The following is a 21577-nucleotide window of genomic DNA, read 5'->3' on the forward strand; positions in this document are numbered from 1 at the left end:
CCGCGATGCGATGTAGCTGATACACCGCGATCGCGGGGCAAGCGCGCTCCCGCCGCTTAGAAGCTTTCCAGATTGTGGAATACGGTTTCCAGGGTTTTGTTGAAGCGCTCGACCTGGCTCTCAGTGAGGCCGACAAAGCTGCGCTTGAACAGCTCGCTGGTCACACCCTGCATGCGCTCGATGGTGGCCAGCCCCAAGGGCGTAATGCACACCTGGGTCACCCGGCCGTCTTCGGCGCTTGGTGCAGTGTCGACCAGCCCGTCTTCCTTCATGCGGTAAACGATCTTGGTGATGGTCGACAGCTTGGCGATGGCGTGGGTGGAAATCTCGGAAATGCTCGACTGGCCGTTCTGATTGAGGATCCACAGTACCCGCCAGCGGGCAACATCGAGGTCAACCTTTTTCAGCAGCCGTTCCATGTTCTGGGTGTACTGGCCGTGTACGCGCGCCAACCAGTAAAACGGAAAATCTTCTTTGCGGAAGTCTTCGCTGGAGGGGTCGTAACGGCTGTGGCGCTTCTTGCTCGGGCTCATAAGTGACTGGCTGAAGTAAGTGAGCCCCAATAATAGACTTTTCCCGTAATGAGAACACCCTGAAATTGGCTGCGACCAAAGCGCGCAGGCCGTTGTGGCGCATGGTTGTGCAGATTTCATCGCAGAAAGCATTGGGTAAAGCATGAATATTCAGTTGACTATTCACGTAACGAAACGCAATTTTAAACACTGTCGGCGCAGCCTGCGCCTCCTGTGAAGTGAGGTTTCAATGGCAATTGTGGTTGAGTCTTTGAACATGGGCGGCTCAGGCCCCAGCGTGATGGTGAAGGACACCATCGACATTGCCGGCCTGCCGACCCGCGCATCGAGCCGGGCGCTGGAGCAGGCCGCGCCGGCCAAACAACATGCCGAAGTGGTGCGCCGGGTGCTGGAAGCCGGTTGCCGAATCACCGGGAAAACCAGTTTGCATGAGTTGGCCTTTGGCACCACCGGGATCAATCACTACACCGGAACCGCCGTCAACCCACGCTTTCCGGCGTTGATTCCCGGTGGTTCCTCCAGCGGTTCGGCGGCAGCGGTGGCGGCGGGGCTGGCCGATTTCAGCCTGGGCACCGACACCGGTGGTTCGGTACGCGTGCCAGCCTGTTGCTGCGGCGTGTTCGGCTTCAAGCCAACCTTTGGCCGTGTCAGTCGCGAGGGCGTTATGCCGGCTGCCACTACGCTGGATTGTGTAGGGCCGTTTGCGGCCTCGCTGCCGATGCTGATCCAGGCGATGGCCATCATTGATCCAAGTTTTCACCCGACCAGTCCCCCGGCAGAGGTCAGAGTCGGGGTACTCAAGGTGCCTGCAAGCGCAGCGGTCAATGATGTCGTCCAGGCGGCACTGAGCGCCAGCGGCCAGGCGCTGGAGACAATGGAGTGCGACGCGTTCGAAGCGGCTTACAGCGCCGGCATGGTGATCATCAACCGCGAAACCTATGCCGCTTGCGGGCATTTGCTCGCTACCGGTCTGGTAGGTGCTGATATTGCCGGACGCCTGCAGGCGGCTGGCACCATGACCGACGCCGCCGTGGCCGAGGCTGAGCGGATACGTGAACAGTTCAGCGCACAAGTCGATGCCGCGCTGCAACGCTGTGATGTGCTGGCACTGCCGACCATGCCTGATTTCCCACTGCCGGTTGCCGAAGCTGCCGACACCCGTGCGGTGCTGGGCATGACCGCACTGGTGCGGCCGTTCAACCTGTCCGGGCACCCGGCGCTGAGCATACCGCTGGCCAGCCGTCAGGGATTGCCGGTGGGCTTGCAACTGGTGGCTGCCAAGGGGGCGGACGAAGCCTTGCTGGCGGCCGCCACGCTGCTGTTGCAGCGCATCCATGAACAGGCGAGCAGCCCGGCGAGCGGAGTGCAGGTATGAACGAGATCCAACAACTGCAGGCACGCCTGGCGGTCTTCGAAGCGCAGCAAGCTGTGCGCGCTTGTATGAACCGCTACATGGCCTTGTGCGATGCGCTGGATGCCAACACGCCGCTGGAGGAGCTGGCCGGCCTGTTCACCCGTGATGCGGTGTGGGAGGGCAAGGGCGCCAAATACGCAAAAAGCTTTGGTGGTTACCGTGGCCGTGAGGCCATCCGCGCGATGTTCGCCAGCTACATGCAACCGCCCGCGCACTTTGCCTTGAACGTGCATTTTCTCACCAGCGAGCTGATCAGCGTGGAGGCAGAGCAGGCCAGCGGCAGCTGGATCATGTTGCAGACCAGCACCTTCGCCAACCAGGCCTCGCACCTGAATGCGGCGCGCCTGACGGTGCGCTTCGCGGTCGAAGAGGGCCAATGGCGCATGGCGCACTTCCAGACCGAGAACCTGTTCGGGCGGCCGGTCAGTGCCTGGAACAGTGACGCGCCGTTGCCGGTGCCCACGGCCTCCACTCAACCCGTGCAAGCTGCGCAGTAGCACTTCCCGTCAAGCAGCGGGGCGGCGGACCTTCACGCGTTCGTCGCGCCCCGCAAAATCCGGCCCTACGGCGCTAAATGCGGCCAATTTGGGATAGCCGCCAGACTGGGCGAAGCCTAGCATCCTCTTCAGCCTGAAGGTCATAACAATAATGTGCCGTGGCGCACTGCGTGCAAGCGCGGCACGGTGTTCATCCCCGCAAAGTCTGCCTCATAAAACAAGGTATAAAAACATGAGCGAATTTCTGCGCGACAGTTCCTCGACGGAACTGCGGCGTGGCAGCCTTGGTGTTGCCATGATCATCTTCTTCGTACTCTCGGCGGCCAGCCCGCTCAGCGTACTGGCGGGTGGTTTCCCCATTGGCATGATGCTGGGTAATGGCGCGGGAACGCCGGCTTTATTGATCGCCACGCTGGTGGTGTTGCTGTGCTTTGCAGCCGGCTACACGCGCATGGCCGGGCACATCACCCATGCCGGTGGTTTCTACGCCTTGATTTCCCGTGGCTTGGGCGGCCTGGCCGGCGGCGCCGCAGGAATGCTGGCGATGGTCGCCTATAACGTGCTGCAGGCCGGCATGTATGGCCTGTTCGGCGCCATTGTCGCCGGCACCCTGGCTGAGGTGTTCGCCATCAACCTGCCGTGGTGGGTTTGTTCTGCCGTCGCCCTGGGGCTGATTGCCTGCCTGGGGTATCGCAACATCGACCTGTCGGCGAAGGTCCTGTCGATCACCGTGATCGCCGAGTACCTTGCAGTGCTGATACTCGATATCGCGATTCTGAGCAGCGGCGGCGCACAGGGCATTAACGCCGACGCGTTCACCCCCGCGCACATCAGCAGCGGTAACCCGTCGATTGGCCTGCTGTTCTGCTTCGCCGCCTTCATCGGCTTTGAAGCCTCCACGCTGTACAGCGAAGAAGCCAAAGATGCCAAGCGCACCATTCCCAAGGCCACCTACCTCTCGGTCCTGCTGATTGGCGGCTTCTATACCCTGTCGCTGTGGGCCATGGTGGTCGGCGCGGGGGCCGATGACCTGGTGTCGACCCTGCAGGCACTGCAAGACCCGACCACCTTTCTCTACACGCTGTCTGACCAGTATGTGGGTGTGGGCTTGACCACCGCGATTCGCTTGCTGTTTGTGGCCAGCCTGTTTGCCGGTTTGCTGGCCTTCCACAACGCCGCCGCTCGCTACTTCTTCGCCATTGGCCGTGACGGCTTGCTGCCGCAGAAGCTCGGTACCACCCACCGCAAGCACCAAAGCCCGCACCTGGGCTCTGGCCTGCAGTCGCTGATTGCAGCCAGCATCCTGGCTGTGTTTGCCTTGGCCGGTGCCGATCCGGTGCTGCAACTGTTCTCCTGGTTCTCCAACGTGGCCACCTTGTGCCTGATTCTGTTGATGGTGCTGACCTCGCTGGCGGTCATCGGCTTCTTCAAGAGCAACCCGCAACTGGCCGACAGCAGGCTCAAGTGTTTCATCCTGCCGGCGCTTTCTGGCGTGGCACTGCTGGCCGTGTTGATCACCGCAGTCATCCACTTCGATGTGCTGACCGGTGCCAGTACCACGCTGTCGTTGGCCCTGTGCACGATTGTGCCGGTGGCCGCACTGCTGGGTATGGCGCTCGCTTTACGGTTGCGCAGCACCGCTCCGGTTCGCTTCAACGGCCTGGGCAATCACTCCGCCTGAGTGGAGGGCGATGGCGGCCCAGGCAGTGGGCCGCTTTGCAGTCAGTCGATGAGTGGTTGCCGGGCGAAGGATGGTTGGCCTGCCGCTTGCTTACAACTTGTTACAAGTACATAACAGGTAGTAACAATGGCGATGTTTGCCCAGATGAAAAGCTTTGACGACGTACATTTGCATGCCGGTGCAATCGTGGGATGGCAACAAACCTACGATCAGTTGAGCACCGGTCACGTGCAGACAGTGCTCAAACACGTCACCGGCGAGCGTTTCCAGATCTTTCAAGAATCATTGAACAAGCGTGTAGCCCAGCGGGGCGTAGCGCCGTTGGGGCGGTTGTGCCTGGCAATGCCCAAGTGTGGTGCAGACCTGGCAGTGTTTCAGGGTAAAAGCCTGGGAACTGAAAGTGTCACGCTTCTTCACAGTGGCCAGGAGTTTTTTGTGCAAGCAGCCGAAGGCATGGACTTGCTGGCCATCACCGTTGAGGCCGCCCGTCTGGAAAATCTGGCGGCCAGGGAGTTTTCCGACAGCGAAATGCGTCGGCTGGGCAAGGTCTCGCGCCTAGAGCTGCGCCGCGAAGTGTTGCACACCGTGCGCAAGCGTCTGGAAGATGTGGTGATGGCGGCGCTGCAGGATCAACACCTGCCGGAAAACCTGCTGGAAGACTTGACCCTGGAGTGCATGCTTGACCTGCTCGACCATCGGGTTGAAGGCGACGAGGGGCGTTCCGGCAATCACGTGGTCAGCGCTTATCTGGTCAAGCAAAGTCAGGAGTTGGCCCTGGCGCACCATGATGAACCAATCTCGGTGCTGGAGTTGTGCGAGCGACTGAACGTCAGTCGGCGCACATTGCAACGCAGTTTTCAGAGCGTGACCGGTTTACGCCCGGTGGAATACTTGCGTTCGGTCAGGCTCAACGCTGCCCGCCGACGCTTGCGCAGCACCTGTGCCAACCAAGTCACCGTGGCGCGCATCGCCAGTGATTTTGGCTTCACCCATTTGGGGCATTTTGCTGGCTACTACAAAGCGTTGTTTGGTGAGCACCCGTCGGAAACACCACGCCACTGACTTCAGGCCGCCGCTTGCCGGGACTGCAGGAGGCGCTGGCTGTAAGCCCCTTGAGTGATCTGCCGCTGATACTCATGGGGCGTGGTACTGACCAGTTGCTTGAAGTCGCGCAAAAAATGCGACTGATCGGTAAAGCCCAGCTCCATCGCCAACTCGGTAAATGACAACGCCTGCTCTGTATTGATGGAGTTCAGCGCCGCCTGGCAACGGATGATTCGGCAGAATGCCTTGGGTGTCATCCCGGTATCCTGGGTGAACTGCCGATGCAGGGTGCGGGTGGTGTAGCCGCTCAAGGCTTCAAGTTGCTGAACACGGATATCGCCTTTGTGCTGCAGCACGGTCTGGATGATCGACGCGGTCAGCTCAGAGGTTTTGCGCAAGGCGTCGGGTACCAGATAGCGGTTGAACAGGTTCATCTGTTCGCTAAGCACCGGCGTTTTCAACACTTCTTCGAAAAACGCCTGAGCGTGCGGGGTGACCTCCAACAGGTTCAACTCCTGCTCGGTCAGTTCTTGCGCCAGCGCGTTGATAAAACCCGGGATCACCCCCGGGGTAAAGCGCACACCAAAGTAATGATGGTTTTCCAGAAGTTCTACTCGCCGGGCTTGCAGGGGTGTGCCACAGACACGTGCGGTGGGCCGATCAGCATCGCAGTCGACAACAATATCCACGCAGCCATCGGGAATCGCCAACATCACATTGCTTGATTGCGCAACATCCAGTGCATAGAAATGCGAAATCGCCGGATGACTGGCGGCGATCACTGAATAGTGTGATGAATTCAATACGAACCAAGGTTGTTCAAATGTATTGGTGGCAGGCGAGGGTATATGCGCTTTTTTCATAACGGCGGTCTGCTGCTGATGATCTTATTATTGTGCAATGGCCGTGCCGATTAAATCGGCTGAAGTCGGCCGTTCATGTCCGAAATGTACAATACCGCGAAAACCGGCTCCGTATACTGGAACCCATGTTGAAAGAGCAACCCGAGCCTATTGGCTTGAGGGGAGGGCGTGTCCGTGTGCGCCCGGCGATTGTATCATTTCAGTCTGAGAAAAATGATGTCCAATAATACAAAAATCGATTTTATCTACCTTTCTGAACAAGACATGATTCGCGCCGGTGTTACCGACATGGCCGGTTGCGTCGATACAATGGAAGAGATGTTTGGCCTGCTGTACGAAGGTGACTATCGTATGGCTGGGCCTAATAATGACTCGCACGGGGCAATGGTTACGTTTCCGGAAAGTTCGCCGTTTCCGAAGATGCCAAAACCAACCGCCGACCGTCGTTTGATGGCCATGCCAGCCTATTTGGGCGGTAACTTCTGCACGGCCGGGGTGAAGTGGTACGGCTCCAACATTGCCAACCGCGATAAAGGCCTGCCGCGCTCGATTCTTATGTTCACCTTGAACGATCCCGATACCGGCGCACCCTTGGCGCACATGTCGGCCAACTTGCTTTCGGCCTACCGCACCGGCGCGATTCCGGGGGTTGGCGCACGCCATCTGGCCCGCAAGGATTCAAGGGTTGTCGGCCTTCTTGGCCCCGGCGTCATGGGCAAAACCACCCTGGCCGCCTTCGTTGCAGTCTGCCCGCAGATTGATACGATCAAAATTAAAGGGCGTGGCCAGAAGAGCCTTGATGACTTCATTTCGTGGCTTGAAGACACCTATCCGCAGATCGTCAATATTCATGTAGTGGATACCCTTGAAGAAGTCGTACGCGACTCGGACCTGGTCACTTACTGCAGTTCCGGTGCAACCGGAGACCCTGAAACTTACCCGGTCGTTAAACGCGAATGGGTCAAGCCTGGTGCTTTTATGGCCATGCCGGCAAGTTGCCGCCTGGATGATGGCATGGAGCAATCTGATATTCGCAAAGTGCTGGATAATACCGGGCTTTATCATGCCTGGTATGAAGAATTGCCGAAGCCTGCACATAACTGCGTGCCCGTTATCGGTGTGCGTTTTATGGATATGCTGGCAGAAGGAAAGTTGACCGCCGAAGAACTTGAGGATATTGGCAAGATCATCGCCGGTGATGCACCTGGGCGTAACAATGATGAAGAAATCATCATTATGTCGGTAGGCGGAATGCCGGTTGAAGACGTTGCCTGGGGCACTGTTGTATACCGCAATGCCATCGAAAAAGGCATTGGCGTGAAGTTGAACCTGTGGGAAACCCCAGTGCTCAGCTAATACACTTTTAAGAGACTCAAGGAGTAGTAAGGCATGACCGAAATTATCAAGGTTAAAACCGGTTCTAAGTACGAGGAAATGGGCAGCTACTCGCGTTTGGTGGCGGTCGATAACTGGATTTACGTATCCAACACCGCTGGGCGTCACCCCGAGACCAAGTTGATTTCCGACGATGTTGTCGAACAAACCCATCAGGTGTTCGCCAACATTGAAGCGGCGCTCAAGGCCGTGGATTCCAGCCTGGCCGATGTGATTTGTTCGCGGGTGTTTATTCAAAACCCGGAGGATGTTGCCAGCGTCATGACCTTGATCGGCGAGAAGTTCCGCGGCATCGATCCGGCCAGTACCGTTACCTGCCCACCGCTGGGTTCGACGGTCTACAAAGTCGAGGTTGAAGTGACTGCGTACCGTAATGCCTCGCGAGCCAATGTGCTGCGCGTCAACCTGGCGCAGTAATCGCTCCGTCATAAAACCGTGTAAGTCGAGTCTTTGTCATGGCACCTACTATTGCCTCTGTGCACACTTCAAGCGTATTTCCGTCGTCCACCTCGGTTGTCATCATTGGCGGGGGAATCATAGGTTTGACCGCGGCGTTATCGCTGGCCGAGCGCAATATTCCGGTAGTACTCCTTGAGAAAGGCCGACTGGCGGGAGAACAGTCTTCACGCAACCTTGGCTGGGTGCGCAAAACCAGTCGTCATGCCGAAGATATTCCGTTGGCGCAGGCGTCTGATCGTTTATGGGCGCAAATGCCGGAGCGCGTCGGTGCGGATGTGGGTTACCGCCAGGCCGGCATCATGTTTGTCGGCCGTACTGAAACACAGATGGCCATGCATGAAGGCTGGCTCAAGTCGGTTGAGTCACTGTCGCTGGATTCGCACTTGCTCAGCAAGCGTGAAATCGAACAATTGGTACCGGGCGGTAAGGGCGACTGGGCGGGTGGCATTTATACGCCTTCGGATGGTCGTGCCGAGCCGACGCTGGCGTCCAGTGCAATTGCCAAGGCAGCTATCGCCAAAGGCGCAATCATTGTTGAACACTGCGCTGTGCGTACGCTGGTGACGGCGGCTGGCAAGGTCAGCGGTGTGGTCACCGAGAAAGGCGAAATCCGTTGTGAGCAGGTGCTGCTGGCGGGTGGTGCCTGGTCGCGGCGTTTTCTCGGCAACCACGGTATTGCGTTGCCGACCCTGCCGTTGGTGTGTTCGGTATTGCGTACCAAACCGATGCAGGGCCCGACCGACATTGCGGTCGGTGCGCCGGACTTCTCGTTCCGCAAGCACAAGGATGGCGGCTACATCATCACCCAACGCGGCAAATTGGATGCCTTCCTGACCCTCGACCATTTGCTGCTGGGCCGCCGTTATCTGCCAGCGTTCCGTGCACAACGCGACTTTCTCCAGGTGTCGATGGGCAAGCCGTTCTTCCAGGACCTGGCCCAAGCGCGGCGTTGGAAAAGCACCAGCGTTACCCCGTTTGAACGCATGCGGGTGCAAGACCCAAGCGCCAACACTTCGCTGAACAATGACGCGATGAACAACCTCAAGGCTGCTTGGCCGGTGTTTGAGCAGGCCCAGATCGAACAGGCCTGGGCAGGCACCATCGACGTCACGCCAGATTCGATTCCGGTGATCGGGCCGGTCGCGCGAATTGCCGGCTTGACCCTGGCCACCGGTTTTTCTGGTCATGGTTTCGGAACATCTCCGGCAGCCGGGCAACTGGCGGCCGATCTGGTATCCGGCCATACCCCGATCATCGACCCCACCCCGTATCGCTACAGCCGCTTCGCTTTGTAGGAGCGGGCTTGCCCCGCGATCGCGGTAAGACAGACAAATCGTAATCGCGGGGCAAGCCCACCACCTATTTACCGCGCAGGCGTAGTAGAGGAAGCGTATTAGAAGTAAAGTCACGGTGAGCCGGTCGTACTTCGCCTGCAGCAGCATCTTGCTGTGCGCAGGCACGCTGGAGTGAGAGATGCCGCGACATATACCAATAATAAACGCTACCGACCCCGTGCACACTTCGCGCATGGTCCGCCTGAAACTGATCAGCGAAGGCGCCTTGCCGCAAGGCATGCTGCGTGAAGAGATCGATGCGTCCTGGCGGCGCAGCCTCGAACATGGCCTGAACTGCCTGGAGGCGGAACAGGTGCAGTTCAACGTGCGCCACCGCTTGCAGGAGTTGCTCGACGGCAACCGCCTGCTGATCGACGCCGCGACCCCGGAAATGGAATACCTGGTCACCCGCCACGGCAACAACGCCATCATCATCCTCGGCGATGCGCAGGCCAATATCCTCGCCGTCGGCGGGCAGACCGACGAACTCAATCAAGTCGGCCTGCGCGACTTGCACCCCGGCAGTTGCTGGAGCGAGTCGAGCCGTGGCACCAACGCCATCGGCACTGCGGTGGTGGAAGGGCGGCCGACCTTGATCAACTGCGGCGAGCATTACCTCGATCGCCTGAGCCCATTTTCCTGTACCTCGGTGCCGCTGCGTGACCCTCTGGGTCAGGTCGTTGGCGTGCTTGACCTGACCCGCGAAGGGGTCATGGCACAACCGCAGGACAACCTTTCGACCCTGATTCTGGCCGCCAGCAATATCGAAAGCCGCATGTTCGGTTTGTGCTATCCCGAGCAGTTGGTGTTGTCCTTCCACAGTCGCCCGCAGTACCTGGGCAGTGCCTGGCACGGGCTGCTGGCCCTGAGTCTGGATGGTGAAGTGCTAGCGGCCAACGAGCGTGCCTGCGAGTTGTTGCAGCTCAAGCGCCCGGCCTTGATTGGCCGACGCTGCAGCGACCTGATGGGTGAACGCACCTCGGCGTTCCTTACCCGTTTGTGGACCGACCGGGTCAGCAGTGTGCAAACCGCCAAGGGCGAATTCTTCTTCCGTGCCGTGCACCTGCCACGCCGCGCCGGCATCGGGACTGCGCAGCCGGGCGGCAAAGTCTTACCAACCCCAAAAGCGCTCGAACTGGAATCACTGGCGGGCCGCGACGCACGCCTGGCCCGCGCACTGCGCATGGCGCGGCGTGGCTTGAACAATGATTTGCCGGTGTTGCTGCTCGGCGAAACCGGTACCGGCAAGGAGGTGGTGGCGCGTGCCCTGCATCAGTCCAGCCCGCGTGCCGACAAGCCGTTTGTGGCGGTCAACTGCGCGGCCATTCCGGAAGGGCTGATCGAGTCCGAACTGTTTGGCTACCGCGAGGGTGCGTTCACCGGTTCGCGGCGCGGCGGTATGGTCGGGCGTCTGGCCCAGGCCCACGGCGGCACACTGTTCCTCGATGAAATCGGCGACATGCCGCTGGCCTTGCAGGCGCGTTTGCTCCGGGTCTTGCAGGAACGGCGGGTGGCGCCGCTGGGGGGCGGTGACGAGCAGGACATCGACGTCGCGGTCATCTGCGCCACCCACCGTGACCTGAAACGGCTGGTGCTCGATCAGCATTTTCGCGAAGACCTCTACTACCGCATCAATGGCGTCAGCCTGCAGCTCCCGGCGCTGCGTGACCGCGACGACCTCAACGAGGTGATCGACAGCCTGCTGAGCAAGTTCGGCGCCGAGCGGGTCAGCCTCGACAAGGGCTTGCGGGAGCTGCTTGGCAATTTCGACTGGCCGGGCAACATCCGCCAGCTGGAAATGGTCTTGCGCTCGGCGTTGGCCATGCGTGAGCCCGGTGAGCAAGTGCTGAGCCTGGAGCATCTGACCGATTGCCTGCTGGATGAGCTCAGCGCCAGCGCACCGCAAAGCGGCAGCATTCGCGAAAACGAGGTAGAACTGATCCGCGGGGCGTTGGCACGCCATCAAGGCAACGTCTCGGCCGCCGCCGATGCCCTGGGGATCAGCCGCGCCACGCTGTATCGAAAACTCAAGCAACTGCGCGATTAAGGGGCGGTGGATGGGTGGTATGTTTCTCAGGCTGATCAACGCCTCTGACCCGGACTTGATGCGCCGCGCCCTGGCCTGGTTGTACGGCTTCGTACGCCCGCACTGGCGCGCGATTGCCGCACTGTTGGGCTTGTCGCTTGCGGCGTCACTGTTGGTGTTGCTGCAACCCTGGCTGGTCAAGACCCTGATCGATCAAGGCTTGCTGGCCAAGGACTTCGACGTGCTCTGGCACATGGCGTCGATCATGATCGCGGTGGGCATCGTCGGCATGTTGCTGGGCGGCATCAACCGCTACCTGCACACACGTCTGTCCGGGCGCATTCTGTTTGCCTTGCGTGATGACCTCTATCGTCACTTGCAGCAACTTTCCCCGGCCTTCTACGGGCGCAAACGCATCGGTGACATTCTGTCGCGACTGGATGGCGATGTCGCCGAAATTCAACGCTTCGCCGTGGATTCCCTGTTCGCGGCAGTGTCCAGCGTGATTGGCTTGATCGGCGCGGTAACCTTGATGTTGATGCTGTCGTGGCAACTGTCGTTGCTGCTGGCGTTGCTGATTCCCATCGAAGTGCTGTGGTTGCGCTGGATGCGGCGCAAGGTCGAGCGCGAGGTGCGCAATCTGCGTGAGCGCTCTGCCGATGTTTCGTCGTTCATGGTCGAGACCCTGCCAGCGATGAAGTTCATTCAAGCGGCCGGGCAGCAGCAACGCGAGTCGGCGCGCCTCGACCACCTCGGCAAAGGCTACATGGGCCAGTTGCTGCGGGTGCAAATCACGGAATTCTTCACCCAGGCGGTGCCAGGCACGCTCACCTCGCTGTGCCGTGCCTGTGCTTTTCTGGTTGGCGGCTACTGGGTGATTCAGGGCACTTGGCAATTGGGTGCGCTGATCGCTTTTTCCACCTATCTGGGCATGGCGGTCGGGCCGGTGCAGAGCCTGCTTGGCCTGTACGTGGCGGTGCAGCGCATGGCAGTGAGCCTTGGCCGGGTGATGGAACTGCAGCAGGAACCGGTCAGCGTCAAACAGCCTGCGGTGCCTGTACCCGCCGGGCAAGGCCCCGGCGAATTGCGCCTGGAGGCCGTGCACTTTGCCCACGAGCAGCGCCTGGGCATGGTGCTGGCGGGTGTCGATATCTGCATTCCGGCCGGTGTGAAGGTGGCCATCAGTGGCGCCTCGGGTGTCGGCAAATCGACCCTGATCGACCTGCTGCAGCGGTTCTACGACCCGGACCAGGGGCGCATCCTGCTCGATGGTGTGGATTTGCGTGAGCTGGATTTGTTGGCGCTGCGCAAGTGCATCGCCGTGGTCAGCCAGGACATTGTCTTGTTTCGCGGCACCCTGGCGCAGAACCTGGCCTACAGCGTGCCCGAGGCCAGCCGTGAAGACCTTGAGCGGGTCGTGCGCCTGACGCGTCTGGAGAGCTTGGTCGAAGCCTTGCCGCTGGGCCTGGACGGTATCCTCGGTGAGCGAGGCCAGCAGCTGTCGGGCGGGCAGAAACAACGCATCGCCATTGCCCGCGCCTTGCTGCAGAACCCACGGGTACTGGTGCTCGATGAAGCAACCTCGGCGGTGGATGAGGCCACCGAACGGGAAGTGATCGCCGCCATCGACCAGCTGTTCGCCGGGCGCACACGGATACTCATCAGCCATCGCACCAGCACCCTGGCCGACGCCGAGTTGCACCTGCACCTGGAGCAAGGGCGCCTGCAGGCGGTCTGGCAGGAGTCGCTGCGCCATGGTGAATAACGTGCGGGTGGGCGTGATCGATTCCGGCTGCTCTGAGCTTCAGGCCCCGCGTGTGGACGTTGGCCGGCGCTTCTGGCTGGATCAGGGTGTGCTCTGTGAAGGGGATGTGCAGGACGACGTGCTCGGCCACGGCAGCGCGGTGCTTGAACAGTTGCTGAGCCAGGCTGAAGGTGTATCGGTAACCATCGCGCAGGTGTTCGACAGCCGTGGCGCTACCTCGGTGCTGCAGGTCAGCGCGGCGTTGTTGTGGCTGGTGGAGCAGGGCGTGCAGGTGATCAACCTGAGCCTGGGGCTGAGCCAGGATCGCCCGGTGCTGCGCCAGGCCTGTGCACAGGCGCAGGCGGCCGGGGTGATCCTGTGTGCGTCGAGCCCGGCGCGGGGTGGTCCGGTCTATCCGGCCAGCTACCCCGGGGTGGTGCGCATCACCGGTGATGCCCGCTGTACCAGTGGGCAGTGGTCGTGGCTGAACACGGCGCAGGCCGAGTTCGGTGCGGCGGTCGGGGCGCGGGCCGGGTCAGCCGGTGCCAGTCTCGGCTGTGCAGCGTTGAGCGGGCAGATTTGCGCCTATCTGGCTGAACACCCAGGGGCTGATCGCGAGCAGGTGCTGGCGTATCTGCGTGAAAACGCTACCTACTTTGGCCCTGAGCGCCGTGGAGTCGATCATGCCTGAGCCGCGTATCCTGATTCTTGGTGCTGGCCCGGCCGGTGCTGCGTGCGCCATTGGCCTGCGGCGTCTGGGGTATGGCGTCGAGATAGTCGCTGACTGGCGCCGTTTCGATGCCGTGGAAGGCGTGTCACAGCGGGTGCTGGAGGGCTTGCGCCATGCTGGGTTGAGCAACGCCCTGGAGCAGGCTGCGATACCGGCCCGGCGCCGTGTGCGCTGGAACGGTGTGGATCAGCAGCTTAATGAGGAGTGTCTGCTGGATCGGCGCTTGTTCGATCGTGCGTTGCGCGATGACCTGAAGCAGGCCGGTGTCGAAGTGATCGAGGGGCGGGTGGGTGGCGTTGACAGTGACGCGCAAGGACACCGCGTGGTGCTGGACGGTGGCCAGGTGCTGCACGCAGATTTCCTTGTCGAAGCCCGTGGTCGTCAGGCGCCGTTAGCCAGCGACCGGCTGCGGGGCCCGGAAAGCGTCAGCCTGCTCAACCTCTGGCAAGGCGCTGAAGGTGAGCCGTTCTCGGCGGTGGAAAGCCTGGAGGATGGCTGGGCGTGGATGGCACGTTTGGCCGATGGCCGTTGCTATTGGCAAATCAGCCTCGACGTGAGCACCAGCAACCTGCCGGGCAAGGCCCGCTTGCCGGAGTACTGTGCCCAGCGCCGGCGCGAGTCGGCACTGGTGAGCGAATTGTTTGGTGCCGATGCCTGGCAAGCGGCGACGGTGCATGCACGCAGCAGCACGGCGATCCTCGCCGGTGAATGCAGCGGCGACAACTGGCTGCGCGTGGGGGATGCGGCGATGGCGGTCGATCCGTTGTCCGGCAACGGAATCTTCCAGTCGTTGTCGTCTGCCTTGCAGGCGCCGGCGGTGATCAACACCTTGCTGCGCCGTCCTGAGCATCGGGCGTTGGCCCGGGGGTTTCATCAGCAACGTATTGAACAGCTGTTCTTGCGTTTCGCCCGTATCGGCCGGGACTTCTATGCCCAGGAACAGGACAAGGCCGGGCAGCCATTCTGGCAGCGTCGTCAGGCCTGGCCAGACCTGCAGCCGATACACCTGCCGAGTGATTATCGCCAGTTGCAGGTGCAACAGCGGCCGGTGGTGCGTGATGCCTTCATCGAACCTGCCGAGGTGGTCGTCAGCCCAGACCAGCCCTTGGGTATCTGGCACCTGCAGGGTGTGCCCCTGGCACCGCTGGTGCGCGGCCTGCAGGCTGGGAGCACGCTGGATCAGCTATTGGCTGGCCGGTCGGCATCAGAGCAGATCATGCTGCGCAGCTGGCTGGTCGCGCAGGGTTACCCTCGGTAGGAGCGGGCTTGCCCCGCGATCGCGTTGTGTCTGATGAAACGCAATCGCGGGGCAAGCCCGCTCCTACCGGGTGGTTTACAGTTTGATTAGCACCGACTTGAGTTCGGTGTAGTGCTCGATGGCTGCCGCGCCCATCTCGCGGCCTACGCCCGACAGCTTGTAGCCCCCGAACGGCAGCGCCGGATCAAGGGCGCTGTGGCAGTTGACCCACACCGAACCCGACTTGATCCGCGGGATCATGCGGTGCACGGCGCCAAGGTCGTTGGACCAGATGCTTGCGCCCAGGCCATACGGGTTGTCGTTGGCCAGGCCAATCACTTCATCGATGTCATCAAATGGCATGGCCACCAGCACCGGGCCGAAGATTTCTTCCTGAACCAGACGGTGGCGTTGGTCGACGTCAACGATGACCGTAGGTTTGACGAAATAACCCGGGCCAAAACCTTCACCGCCACAGGCCACCGTGGCGCCAAGTTCACGGCCCAGGTTGATGTAGCCGGTGACCCGGTCCTGCTGCTTGGCGGAAATCAGCGGGCCCATCTGTACCTTAGGGTCCAGGCCGTTACCCAGGGTCATGCCGTTGGCAATCGCGGCGATGTCGGCAACCACGTTGTCAAAATGCTTGCGGTGCACATACAGCCGCGAACCTGCGCAGCACACTTGGCCCTGGTTGAAGAAGATCGCCGTGGCGGCACCGGCAGCGGCTTCTTGCAGGTTGGCGTCGGGCATGACGATGGTCGGCGACTTGCCACCCAATTCGAGGGTGACGCGGGTCATGTTTTCCATCGCCGCCTTGCCGATCTGTTTGCCGACTTCGGTGGAACCGGTGAAGGTCAGTTTGTCGACGCCAGGGTGACGGGTGAGGGCGGCGCCGGCATTCAGACCGGTTCCGGTGATGACGTTGAACACTCCATCCGGGTAGCCCGCCTCTTGCACCAGTTCGGCCAGTTTCAACGCGGTCAGCGGGGTTTCATCGGCAGGTTTGAGCACCACGGTACAGCCGGTGGCCAGTGCCGGGCCAAGTTTCCAACAGGCCAGCAGCAGTGGGAAGTTCCAGGCGACGATGGCGCCGACCACGCCGATCGCTTCGCGGCGGATGAAGCCATGGAACTGGTCGTTGGGCATCAGCGGCAAGGAAGGCTCTACTGTTGTGCCTTCAATTTTGGTCGCCCAGCCAGCCATGTAACGCAGGAAGTCGATCGCCAGCTGCACGTCCATGACTTTCGCCACCGCTGCGCTTTTGCCGTTGTTCAGGCATTCCAGTTCAGCCAGTTCCTGTGCGTCACGCTCCATCAGCTCGGCCAGGCGCCACAACAGGTTCTGCCGTTCACGCGGGCGCATGCGGCTCCAGGGTGAATCATCGAATGCAAGGCGTGCTGCCTTGACGGCACGATCGACATCCTCGCTGTCGGCGCATGGCACTTCCCCCAGCACTTCGCCGGTGGCCGGGTTGCGAAAGCTCATGGTCTGACCGCTTTGCGCATCTTGCCAGTCGGCGCCGATGCGCATTTTCAGTTTGCGGTCGAGAAAAGCCTGGGTACGAGGGAGGATGGGCAGTGTCGAAAGCATGGAGGCAGCGCCTTTTGTCATTGGAGGTGCAGAGCACTTTCGCAACCACCATGCCAGATTCGAAAAACGTACTTAAAGTATTGATATAAAAGCGTTATTTATAGGTCGTGAAGCGCCGCAGCGCAGGCTGTGCTGTAGCACTTTGAGACGCCATGAGACGCGCGTGAAACAGTGCGCCACTGGCCTAAGCTTGCTAGGTGCGCGAGCGGTGTCTCAAGGTGCTACAGGCTGTCGCAAATTTAGACGCCGGATGTGGATCCCATCCCCACCCACCGCTTGCCTTGCTTGACTCAAGTTGTTGAAATCAAAGGCTTTACCAAGATTGGCACAGATTCTGTATCAGCCATTCGCAGATTCACCTACGGCACCCAGCGTGCAAGAACGATAAGAACAACACCGTGGAGGTCTGACCTTGAGAATGACTCGACTCCGGCGGCATACGAACAGCCTGGCGCTGATCGTCTCCGCCTTGCTGTGTACCCAGGCACAGGCCGCAGAGCCCGGCGCCGCACTGCTGCAAACCAAGTGCATGGGCTGTCACATTGCCGAAGGCAACGATACCTACAGTCGCATCAGCCACCAGCGCAAAACCCCCGAAGGCTGGCTGATGAGCATTGGCCGTATGCAGGTCATGCATGGCTTGCAGATCAGCGATGATGATCGCCGCACCCTGGTCAAATACCTGGCCGACCGCCAAGGGCTGGCACCCAGCGAAACCGAAGGTGTGCGCTACGCCATGGAACGCCGCCTGAACACGGTCGAGCAGTTCGACGAAAAACTCAGCCAGACCTGTGGCCGTTGCCACTCCGGTGCGCGGGTAGCGTTGCAGCGTCGCCCGGCCAAAGAATGGGAACACCTGGTCAACTTCCACCTCGGCCAATGGCCGTCGCTTGAGTATCAGGCGCTGTCGCGTGACCGTGACTGGCTGGATATCGCCTTGAAGGAAATGGTTCCCGAGCTGGCCAAGCGTTTCCCGCTGGACAGCGCCGCCTGGGCCGACTGGCAAAAAGCACGGCCCAAGGCCGAAGTGCTGGTGGGGCAGTGGGCTTTCAGTGGTCATATGCTGACCAAGGGCGATGTCCGCGGCGCAATGACCGTCACCGGCGCGCAAGGCGACGGCGCATTCAAGGTTGAAGTCAAAGGCCAGTATGCCGACGGCTCGCCGTTCCAGGGCAGCGGCTCGGCAATTCTCTACAACGGCTTTGAATGGCGCGGCAACGTGCAGATCGGTGATACCACCATGCGCCAGGTGTTTGCCGCAGTGGATGGCGAGATGAAAGGGCGCATGTTCGAGGCCGAGCATGACGAACGCGGCCTGGACTTCACCGCTGTCAAAGACGGCAAGGCGCGGTTGCTGGCCGTGCAGCCTTCGTTTATCAAGGCCGGCAGCGAAGCGGAGCTGACCCTGGTCGGCAGCGGTTTGTCCGGTACGGCCAGCTTTGGCCCGGGTATCGAAGTGGTCGAAGTGCTGCAGTCAAGCGCCAACCAGGTGCGGGTCAAGGCTCGTGCCGCCGCCGATGCTGCGCCTGGGGTGCGCGAAGTCAGCCAGGGTGCCTTGAAAGGCGTGAGCCTGACCGTCTACGACAAAGTCGAAGAGGTCAAGGTGGTGCCCGCGTTCTCGATTGCGCGGATCGGCGAGAACGGCGGCAGTACGCCGAAAGTGCAGGGCCGTTTCGAGGCCGAGGCCTGGGGCAAAGATGCCAAGGGCCAGCCGTTGCGCATTGGCTACCTGCCAGCGCAGTGGTCGGTCGAACCCTTCAACGAAAAGGCCAAGGAAGACGAAGACGTCAAGTTCGCCGGGCAGATGCTGGACAACGGCATCTTCATGCCCGGTGGTGCCGGGCCTAACCCCGAGCGCCGGATGATGACCAACAACGCTGGCAATCTGAAAGTGATTGCCAAACTTGAGGACGGCGGACAGCAGGGTGAGGGCCACCTGATCGTTACCGTCCAGCGCTGGAACAACCCACCGCTGCCGTAATCGGCCGCGGGCTGTGCGGGCGCTGAGGCGCCCGGATTCCAACGTTGTTCGGGATACACATCGGGAGGTCGCCATGGGCGCACTATTGAATCTGGTCGAGCGCAACCTGCATGAAGTGCAGGTGGATGCCGCTCGCATGCTGTTCCATATACCCAGCAGTTCGCTGTTTGCTACAGATGCCGTCACCGGCGGGATCATCGATACCTTGCGTGAGCAAGGCTGTTCGCCTGAGGAATTGGTGCATCGCCTTGAGGCGCGTTTTACCGGCCAAGACGTTGAAGAAACCCTGCGTGAGCTGATTGCCCTGGAGCTGGTCAGCGACGGCTCGCCGCTGACACCGGAAATCGGCGTCACCCGCGTCGAGCGCACGGCCTTGAACACTGTGGTGCTGAACGTCAACACCGGCTGCAACTTAAGCTGCAGTTACTGCTACAAGGAAGACCTCGACAAGCCCTCGGCCGGCAAGAAGATGAGCGCCGCCACCGCGGAATCCTCGGTGGAAATGCTGCTCAAGGAATCGCCGGACGAGAGCCGTTACACCGTGGTGTTCTTCGGCGGTGAGCCGCTGTCGAACCGGCCACTGATCGAGCACATGGTGGCGTATTGCGAACGGCGCTTTGCCGAAGCGGGCAAGCAGGTCGAATTCGTCATGACCACCAACGCCACGCTGCTCACCGAGGAGATTGTCGACTGGCTCAACGCCCATCGCTTTGGCCTGTCGGTGAGCATCGACGGGCCGAAGACCGTGCACGACCGCAACCGTATTACCGTGGGCGGGCAGGGCACCTACGATGTGGTACGGCGCAAGGCCGACATGCTGCTGTCGCGCTATGACAGCCGCCCGGTCGGTGCGCGCGTCACCCTGACGCGTGGCATTACTGATGTCGAAACGATCTGGAATCACCTGTTCAACGAGCTGGGGTTTGCCGAGGTCGGTTTCGCCCCGGTGACCTCCGGTGACATGGCCGATTTCAACCTGACCGCGGATGAGTTGGTGGAGGTCTTTGCCAACATGAAGGCCTTGGGACGGCGTTATCTGGAGGCCGCGCTGGAGCACCGCAACATCGGTTTCTCCAACCTGCACCAGCTGATCACCGACATCCATGAAGGCCACAAAAAGGCCCTGCCGTGCGGTGCCGGCCTGAAGATGCTGGCGGTCGATCACAAGGGCGAACTGAACCTCTGCCACCGCTTCACCGGCTCCAGCCTGCCGACCTTCGGCAACGTGCACACCGGGGTGAAACAGGTTGAGCTCAACGACTTTCTGTCACAGCGCCTGGATCGTAGAGGCACCGGTTGCGATACCTGCCGGATCCGCAACCTGTGCTCCGGCGGCTGCTACCACGAAAGTTACGCGCGCTACGGCGACCCCACCCATCCGACCTACCACTACTGTGAGCTGATGCGCGACTGGGTCGACTTCGGCATCGAAGTCTACAGCCGCATCATGGCCGCTAACCCGGCGTTCATCAGCCGCTACATCACCCCGCGGAAGGCGCACTGACATGAAACACCTCAAGCCGCTGAACAACAAAGCGCAAATTCTTGAGCAAGCCGTTGCCCAGGACCGAGTCGAGGAAGTCGTGGCCATGAGCGCCGTCGCCGGGTGCACGGCAACCACCGACCCGGGCTGGGAAGTGGATGCCTTCGGGGGTGTCAGCTCGCTGTGCCAGCCGATGGAAGCTGACCTCTATGGCTGTTCTGATCCGTGCTGGTGGCCGGCCCAGGTGCCGGACATGATGAGTACCTATCAGGACTGGAACGCGCAAGCCACCAACTCCAAAGACGACTGGCGCAACCTGGGCACTGTGTTTCCTAAAGACAAGTGACCGGCCGACAAGAATAACAAGGGGACATCGCATGAAACCTGGAGTTTTCGCCAAACTGGCGTTCACCGTCGCCGCCTGTGCCAGTAGCCTGGGCGCCTGGGCTGCCGACAACAGCGGGGCTGCGCTGCAGGCCGGCCACGAGTACATGATTGCCACCAACTACCCGAACAACCTGCACGTCATTGATCTGGCCCGCGACGAGGTGTTCAAAAGCTGCAAGTTGCCGGACGCCTTTGGCCCCGGCACGGCAATGATGGCGCCCGACAACCGCACCGCGTACCTGCTCAACAACCATTTCGGTGACCTCTACGGCATCGACCTGGACAGCTGCAAAACCGTGTTCCATGCCAACCTGTCCAGCAACCCGGGTGAGGTGGCGCGTTCGATGTTCTCGTTCGCCATCAGCCCGGATGGCAAGGAGTTGTATGCCACGGTCAACCCGACCCAGCGTTTGAATGATCACTACGTGGTCAAGCCACCCCGCCTGGAAGTGTTCAAGGCAGCCGACGGCGTCGGTGCGAAACCGGTACGTAGCTTTCCGATGCCACGCCAGGTGTACCTGATGCGTGCCGCCGATGACGGCAGCTTGTACGTGGCCGGCCCGGATATCTACAAAATGGATGTCAACACCGGCAAGTACGAAGTTGCCATGGCGCTGCGCAACTGGCAGCGCCCGGGCTTCAGCGCACCGGACGTGCTGTACTTCTGGCCCCACCAGACCGCCCAGCACGACTTCACCATGCTCTACACCGTGGCCAAGTTCACAGACGACAAGCAGGATCCGGCTACTGCCGAACCGATGTACGGCTACCTGAGCATCGACCTGAAAACCGGCAAGAGTCACTACCAGGAGTTCGCCTCGCTGACCGAGCTGTATTTCACCGGCTTGCGCTCGCCACAGGACCCGAACCAGATGTATGGCGTGCTCAACCGTCTGGCGCGCTACGACATCAAGGAGCGCAAGCTGATCAAGGCCGCCAATCTGGAGCACACGTATTACTGTGTGGCCTTCAACAAGCAAGGCAGCAAGCTCTACCTCGCCGGCACCTTCAACGACATTGCCGTGTTCGATCCGCAGAGCCTGGAGAAGGTCAAGAACATCCAGTTGCCGGGCGGTGACATGTCGATTACCACCACCCAGGTGTTTGTCAGGTAAACAGACCAGCGCGGCTTGCTGCCCGTGCGGCAAGCCGTTGCTTCGCAGTACCACAACAATAAGA

The 21577-nt window shown here is 60.8% G+C and carries 18 protein-coding genes; 15 read left to right on the plus strand and 3 right to left on the minus strand.

Annotated features, from left to right (window positions below; all coding sequences use genetic code 11):
* Window positions 1-56 precede the first annotated feature (56 nt).
* Entirely contained in the window at window positions 57-533 is a 477-nt protein-coding gene (locus ACVWSC_RS12980; RefSeq protein WP_442114033.1) for a MarR family winged helix-turn-helix transcriptional regulator, read from the minus strand.
* A 229-nt stretch (window positions 534-762) separates the two neighbouring features.
* On the opposite strand from ACVWSC_RS12980, the gene ACVWSC_RS12985 reads away from it, so the two are divergent.
* The 4 genes from ACVWSC_RS12985 (at window position 763) to ACVWSC_RS13000 (ending at window position 5187) form a co-directional block, all read left to right on the plus strand.
* The gene (locus ACVWSC_RS12985) at window positions 763-1908 is read left to right on the plus strand and encodes an amidase (RefSeq protein WP_442114034.1); all 1146 of its coding nucleotides are present in this window, start codon (window positions 763-765) and stop codon (window positions 1906-1908) included.
* Complete coding sequence (locus ACVWSC_RS12990; protein WP_442114035.1) at window positions 1905-2444, plus strand: nuclear transport factor 2 family protein; 540 nt, start codon at window positions 1905-1907, stop codon at window positions 2442-2444. The genes ACVWSC_RS12985 and ACVWSC_RS12990 overlap by 4 nt, the downstream gene beginning before the upstream one ends.
* A 232-nt stretch (window positions 2445-2676) precedes the next feature.
* Window positions 2677-4125 (plus strand): APC family permease, encoded by a 1449-nt coding sequence (locus ACVWSC_RS12995; protein ID WP_442114036.1) that lies wholly within the window; start codon window positions 2677-2679, stop codon window positions 4123-4125.
* 126 nt (window positions 4126-4251) lie between these two features.
* Window positions 4252-5187 carry a helix-turn-helix domain-containing protein gene (locus ACVWSC_RS13000; protein WP_442114037.1) on the plus strand — a complete coding sequence of 312 codons (936 nt, stop codon included), beginning with the start codon at window positions 4252-4254 and terminating at the stop codon, window positions 5185-5187.
* Between the two features lie 2 nt (window positions 5188-5189).
* Here ACVWSC_RS13000 and ACVWSC_RS13005 read toward each other — a convergent pair whose 3' ends face one another.
* Entirely contained in the window at window positions 5190-6032 is an 843-nt protein-coding gene (locus ACVWSC_RS13005; RefSeq protein ID WP_442114038.1) for an AraC family transcriptional regulator, read from the minus strand.
* Window positions 6033-6248: 216 nt separating this feature from the next.
* Here ACVWSC_RS13005 and ACVWSC_RS13010 point away from each other — a divergent pair, with 216 nt between their 5' ends.
* The 7 genes from ACVWSC_RS13010 (at window position 6249) to qhpG (ending at window position 14978) form a co-directional block, all read left to right on the plus strand.
* Window positions 6249-7388 (plus strand): ornithine cyclodeaminase family protein, encoded by a 1140-nt coding sequence (locus ACVWSC_RS13010; RefSeq protein ID WP_442114298.1) that lies wholly within the window; start codon window positions 6249-6251, stop codon window positions 7386-7388.
* A gap of 33 nt (window positions 7389-7421) precedes the next feature.
* Entirely contained in the window at window positions 7422-7844 is a 423-nt protein-coding gene (locus ACVWSC_RS13015; protein ID WP_442114039.1) for a RidA family protein, read from the plus strand.
* Between the two features lie 38 nt (window positions 7845-7882).
* Complete coding sequence (locus tag ACVWSC_RS13020; RefSeq protein ID WP_442114040.1) at window positions 7883-9181, plus strand: NAD(P)/FAD-dependent oxidoreductase; 1299 nt, start codon at window positions 7883-7885, stop codon at window positions 9179-9181.
* Between the two features lie 178 nt (window positions 9182-9359).
* A complete protein-coding gene (locus ACVWSC_RS13025) occupies window positions 9360-11267 on the plus strand; it encodes a sigma-54-dependent Fis family transcriptional regulator (RefSeq protein ID WP_442114041.1) in 1908 nt (635 codons plus the stop codon).
* Between the two features lie 10 nt (window positions 11268-11277).
* A complete protein-coding gene (locus ACVWSC_RS13030; protein ID WP_442114042.1) occupies window positions 11278-13011 on the plus strand; it encodes an ABC transporter ATP-binding protein in 1734 nt (577 codons plus the stop codon).
* Window positions 13001-13681 (plus strand): subtilisin-like serine protease QhpE, encoded by a 681-nt coding sequence (gene qhpE, locus ACVWSC_RS13035; protein ID WP_442114043.1) that lies wholly within the window; start codon window positions 13001-13003, stop codon window positions 13679-13681. Before ACVWSC_RS13030 ends, qhpE begins: the two co-directional genes overlap by 11 nt.
* A complete protein-coding gene (gene qhpG / locus ACVWSC_RS13040; protein WP_442114044.1) occupies window positions 13674-14978 on the plus strand; it encodes a flavin-dependent monooxygenase QhpG in 1305 nt (434 codons plus the stop codon). Before qhpE ends, qhpG begins: the two co-directional genes overlap by 8 nt.
* 75 nt (window positions 14979-15053) lie before the next feature.
* Here qhpG and ACVWSC_RS13045 read toward each other — a convergent pair whose 3' ends face one another.
* On the minus strand, window positions 15054-16547 hold the full coding sequence (locus ACVWSC_RS13045) for an aldehyde dehydrogenase family protein (protein WP_442114045.1): 1494 nt from the start codon (window positions 16545-16547) through the stop codon (window positions 15054-15056).
* 412 nt (window positions 16548-16959) lie between these two features.
* Between ACVWSC_RS13045 and peaA the strand changes: the two genes are divergently transcribed.
* From peaA to peaD, 4 genes are all read left to right on the plus strand, one after another.
* Window positions 16960-18528, plus strand: a complete 1569-nt coding sequence (gene peaA / locus ACVWSC_RS13050) for a quinohemoprotein amine dehydrogenase subunit alpha (RefSeq protein WP_442114046.1) — start codon at window positions 16960-16962, stop codon at window positions 18526-18528.
* A 73-nt stretch (window positions 18529-18601) separates the two neighbouring features.
* Window positions 18602-20032, plus strand: coding sequence for a quinohemoprotein amine dehydrogenase maturation protein (peaB, locus tag ACVWSC_RS13055; RefSeq protein WP_442114047.1), 1431 nt, complete (start codon window positions 18602-18604; stop codon window positions 20030-20032).
* 1 nt (window position 20033) lies between these two features.
* Window positions 20034-20357 (plus strand): quinohemoprotein amine dehydrogenase subunit gamma, encoded by a 324-nt coding sequence (gene qhpC, locus ACVWSC_RS13060; RefSeq protein WP_442114048.1) that lies wholly within the window; start codon window positions 20034-20036, stop codon window positions 20355-20357.
* A 31-nt stretch (window positions 20358-20388) separates the two neighbouring features.
* Window positions 20389-21513, plus strand: coding sequence for a quinohemoprotein amine dehydrogenase subunit beta (gene peaD / locus ACVWSC_RS13065; RefSeq protein ID WP_442114049.1), 1125 nt, complete (start codon window positions 20389-20391; stop codon window positions 21511-21513).
* Window positions 21514-21577 lie beyond the last annotated feature (64 nt).

The organism is Pseudomonas sp. NUPR-002, from assembly GCF_056322725.1.

Bases quoted from the DNA above. Each gene is read 5' to 3' on its own strand.
- ACVWSC_RS12980 (WP_442114033.1), bottom strand. From the start codon at position 533: ATGAGCCCGAGCAAGAAGCGCCACAGCCGTTACGACCCCTCCAGCGAA.
- ACVWSC_RS12985 (WP_442114034.1), top strand. From the start codon at position 763: ATGGCAATTGTGGTTGAGTCTTTGAACATGGGCGGCTCAGGCCCCAGC.
- ACVWSC_RS12990 (WP_442114035.1), top strand. From the start codon at position 1,905: ATGAACGAGATCCAACAACTGCAGGCACGCCTGGCGGTCTTCGAAGCG.
- ACVWSC_RS12995 (WP_442114036.1), top strand. From the start codon at position 2,677: ATGAGCGAATTTCTGCGCGACAGTTCCTCGACGGAACTGCGGCGTGGC.
- ACVWSC_RS13000 (WP_442114037.1), top strand. From the start codon at position 4,252: ATGGCGATGTTTGCCCAGATGAAAAGCTTTGACGACGTACATTTGCAT.
- ACVWSC_RS13005 (WP_442114038.1), bottom strand. From the start codon at position 6,032: ATGAAAAAAGCGCATATACCCTCGCCTGCCACCAATACATTTGAACAA.
- ACVWSC_RS13010 (WP_442114298.1), top strand. From the start codon at position 6,249: ATGTCCAATAATACAAAAATCGATTTTATCTACCTTTCTGAACAAGAC.
- ACVWSC_RS13015 (WP_442114039.1), top strand. From the start codon at position 7,422: ATGACCGAAATTATCAAGGTTAAAACCGGTTCTAAGTACGAGGAAATG.
- ACVWSC_RS13020 (WP_442114040.1), top strand. From the start codon at position 7,883: ATGGCACCTACTATTGCCTCTGTGCACACTTCAAGCGTATTTCCGTCG.
- ACVWSC_RS13025 (WP_442114041.1), top strand. From the start codon at position 9,360: ATGCCGCGACATATACCAATAATAAACGCTACCGACCCCGTGCACACT.
- ACVWSC_RS13030 (WP_442114042.1), top strand. From the start codon at position 11,278: ATGGGTGGTATGTTTCTCAGGCTGATCAACGCCTCTGACCCGGACTTG.
- qhpE (WP_442114043.1), top strand. From the start codon at position 13,001: ATGGTGAATAACGTGCGGGTGGGCGTGATCGATTCCGGCTGCTCTGAG.
- qhpG (WP_442114044.1), top strand. From the start codon at position 13,674: ATGCCTGAGCCGCGTATCCTGATTCTTGGTGCTGGCCCGGCCGGTGCT.
- ACVWSC_RS13045 (WP_442114045.1), bottom strand. From the start codon at position 16,547: ATGCTTTCGACACTGCCCATCCTCCCTCGTACCCAGGCTTTTCTCGAC.
- peaB (WP_442114047.1), top strand. From the start codon at position 18,602: ATGGGCGCACTATTGAATCTGGTCGAGCGCAACCTGCATGAAGTGCAG.
- qhpC (WP_442114048.1), top strand. From the start codon at position 20,034: ATGAAACACCTCAAGCCGCTGAACAACAAAGCGCAAATTCTTGAGCAA.
- peaD (WP_442114049.1), top strand. From the start codon at position 20,389: ATGAAACCTGGAGTTTTCGCCAAACTGGCGTTCACCGTCGCCGCCTGT.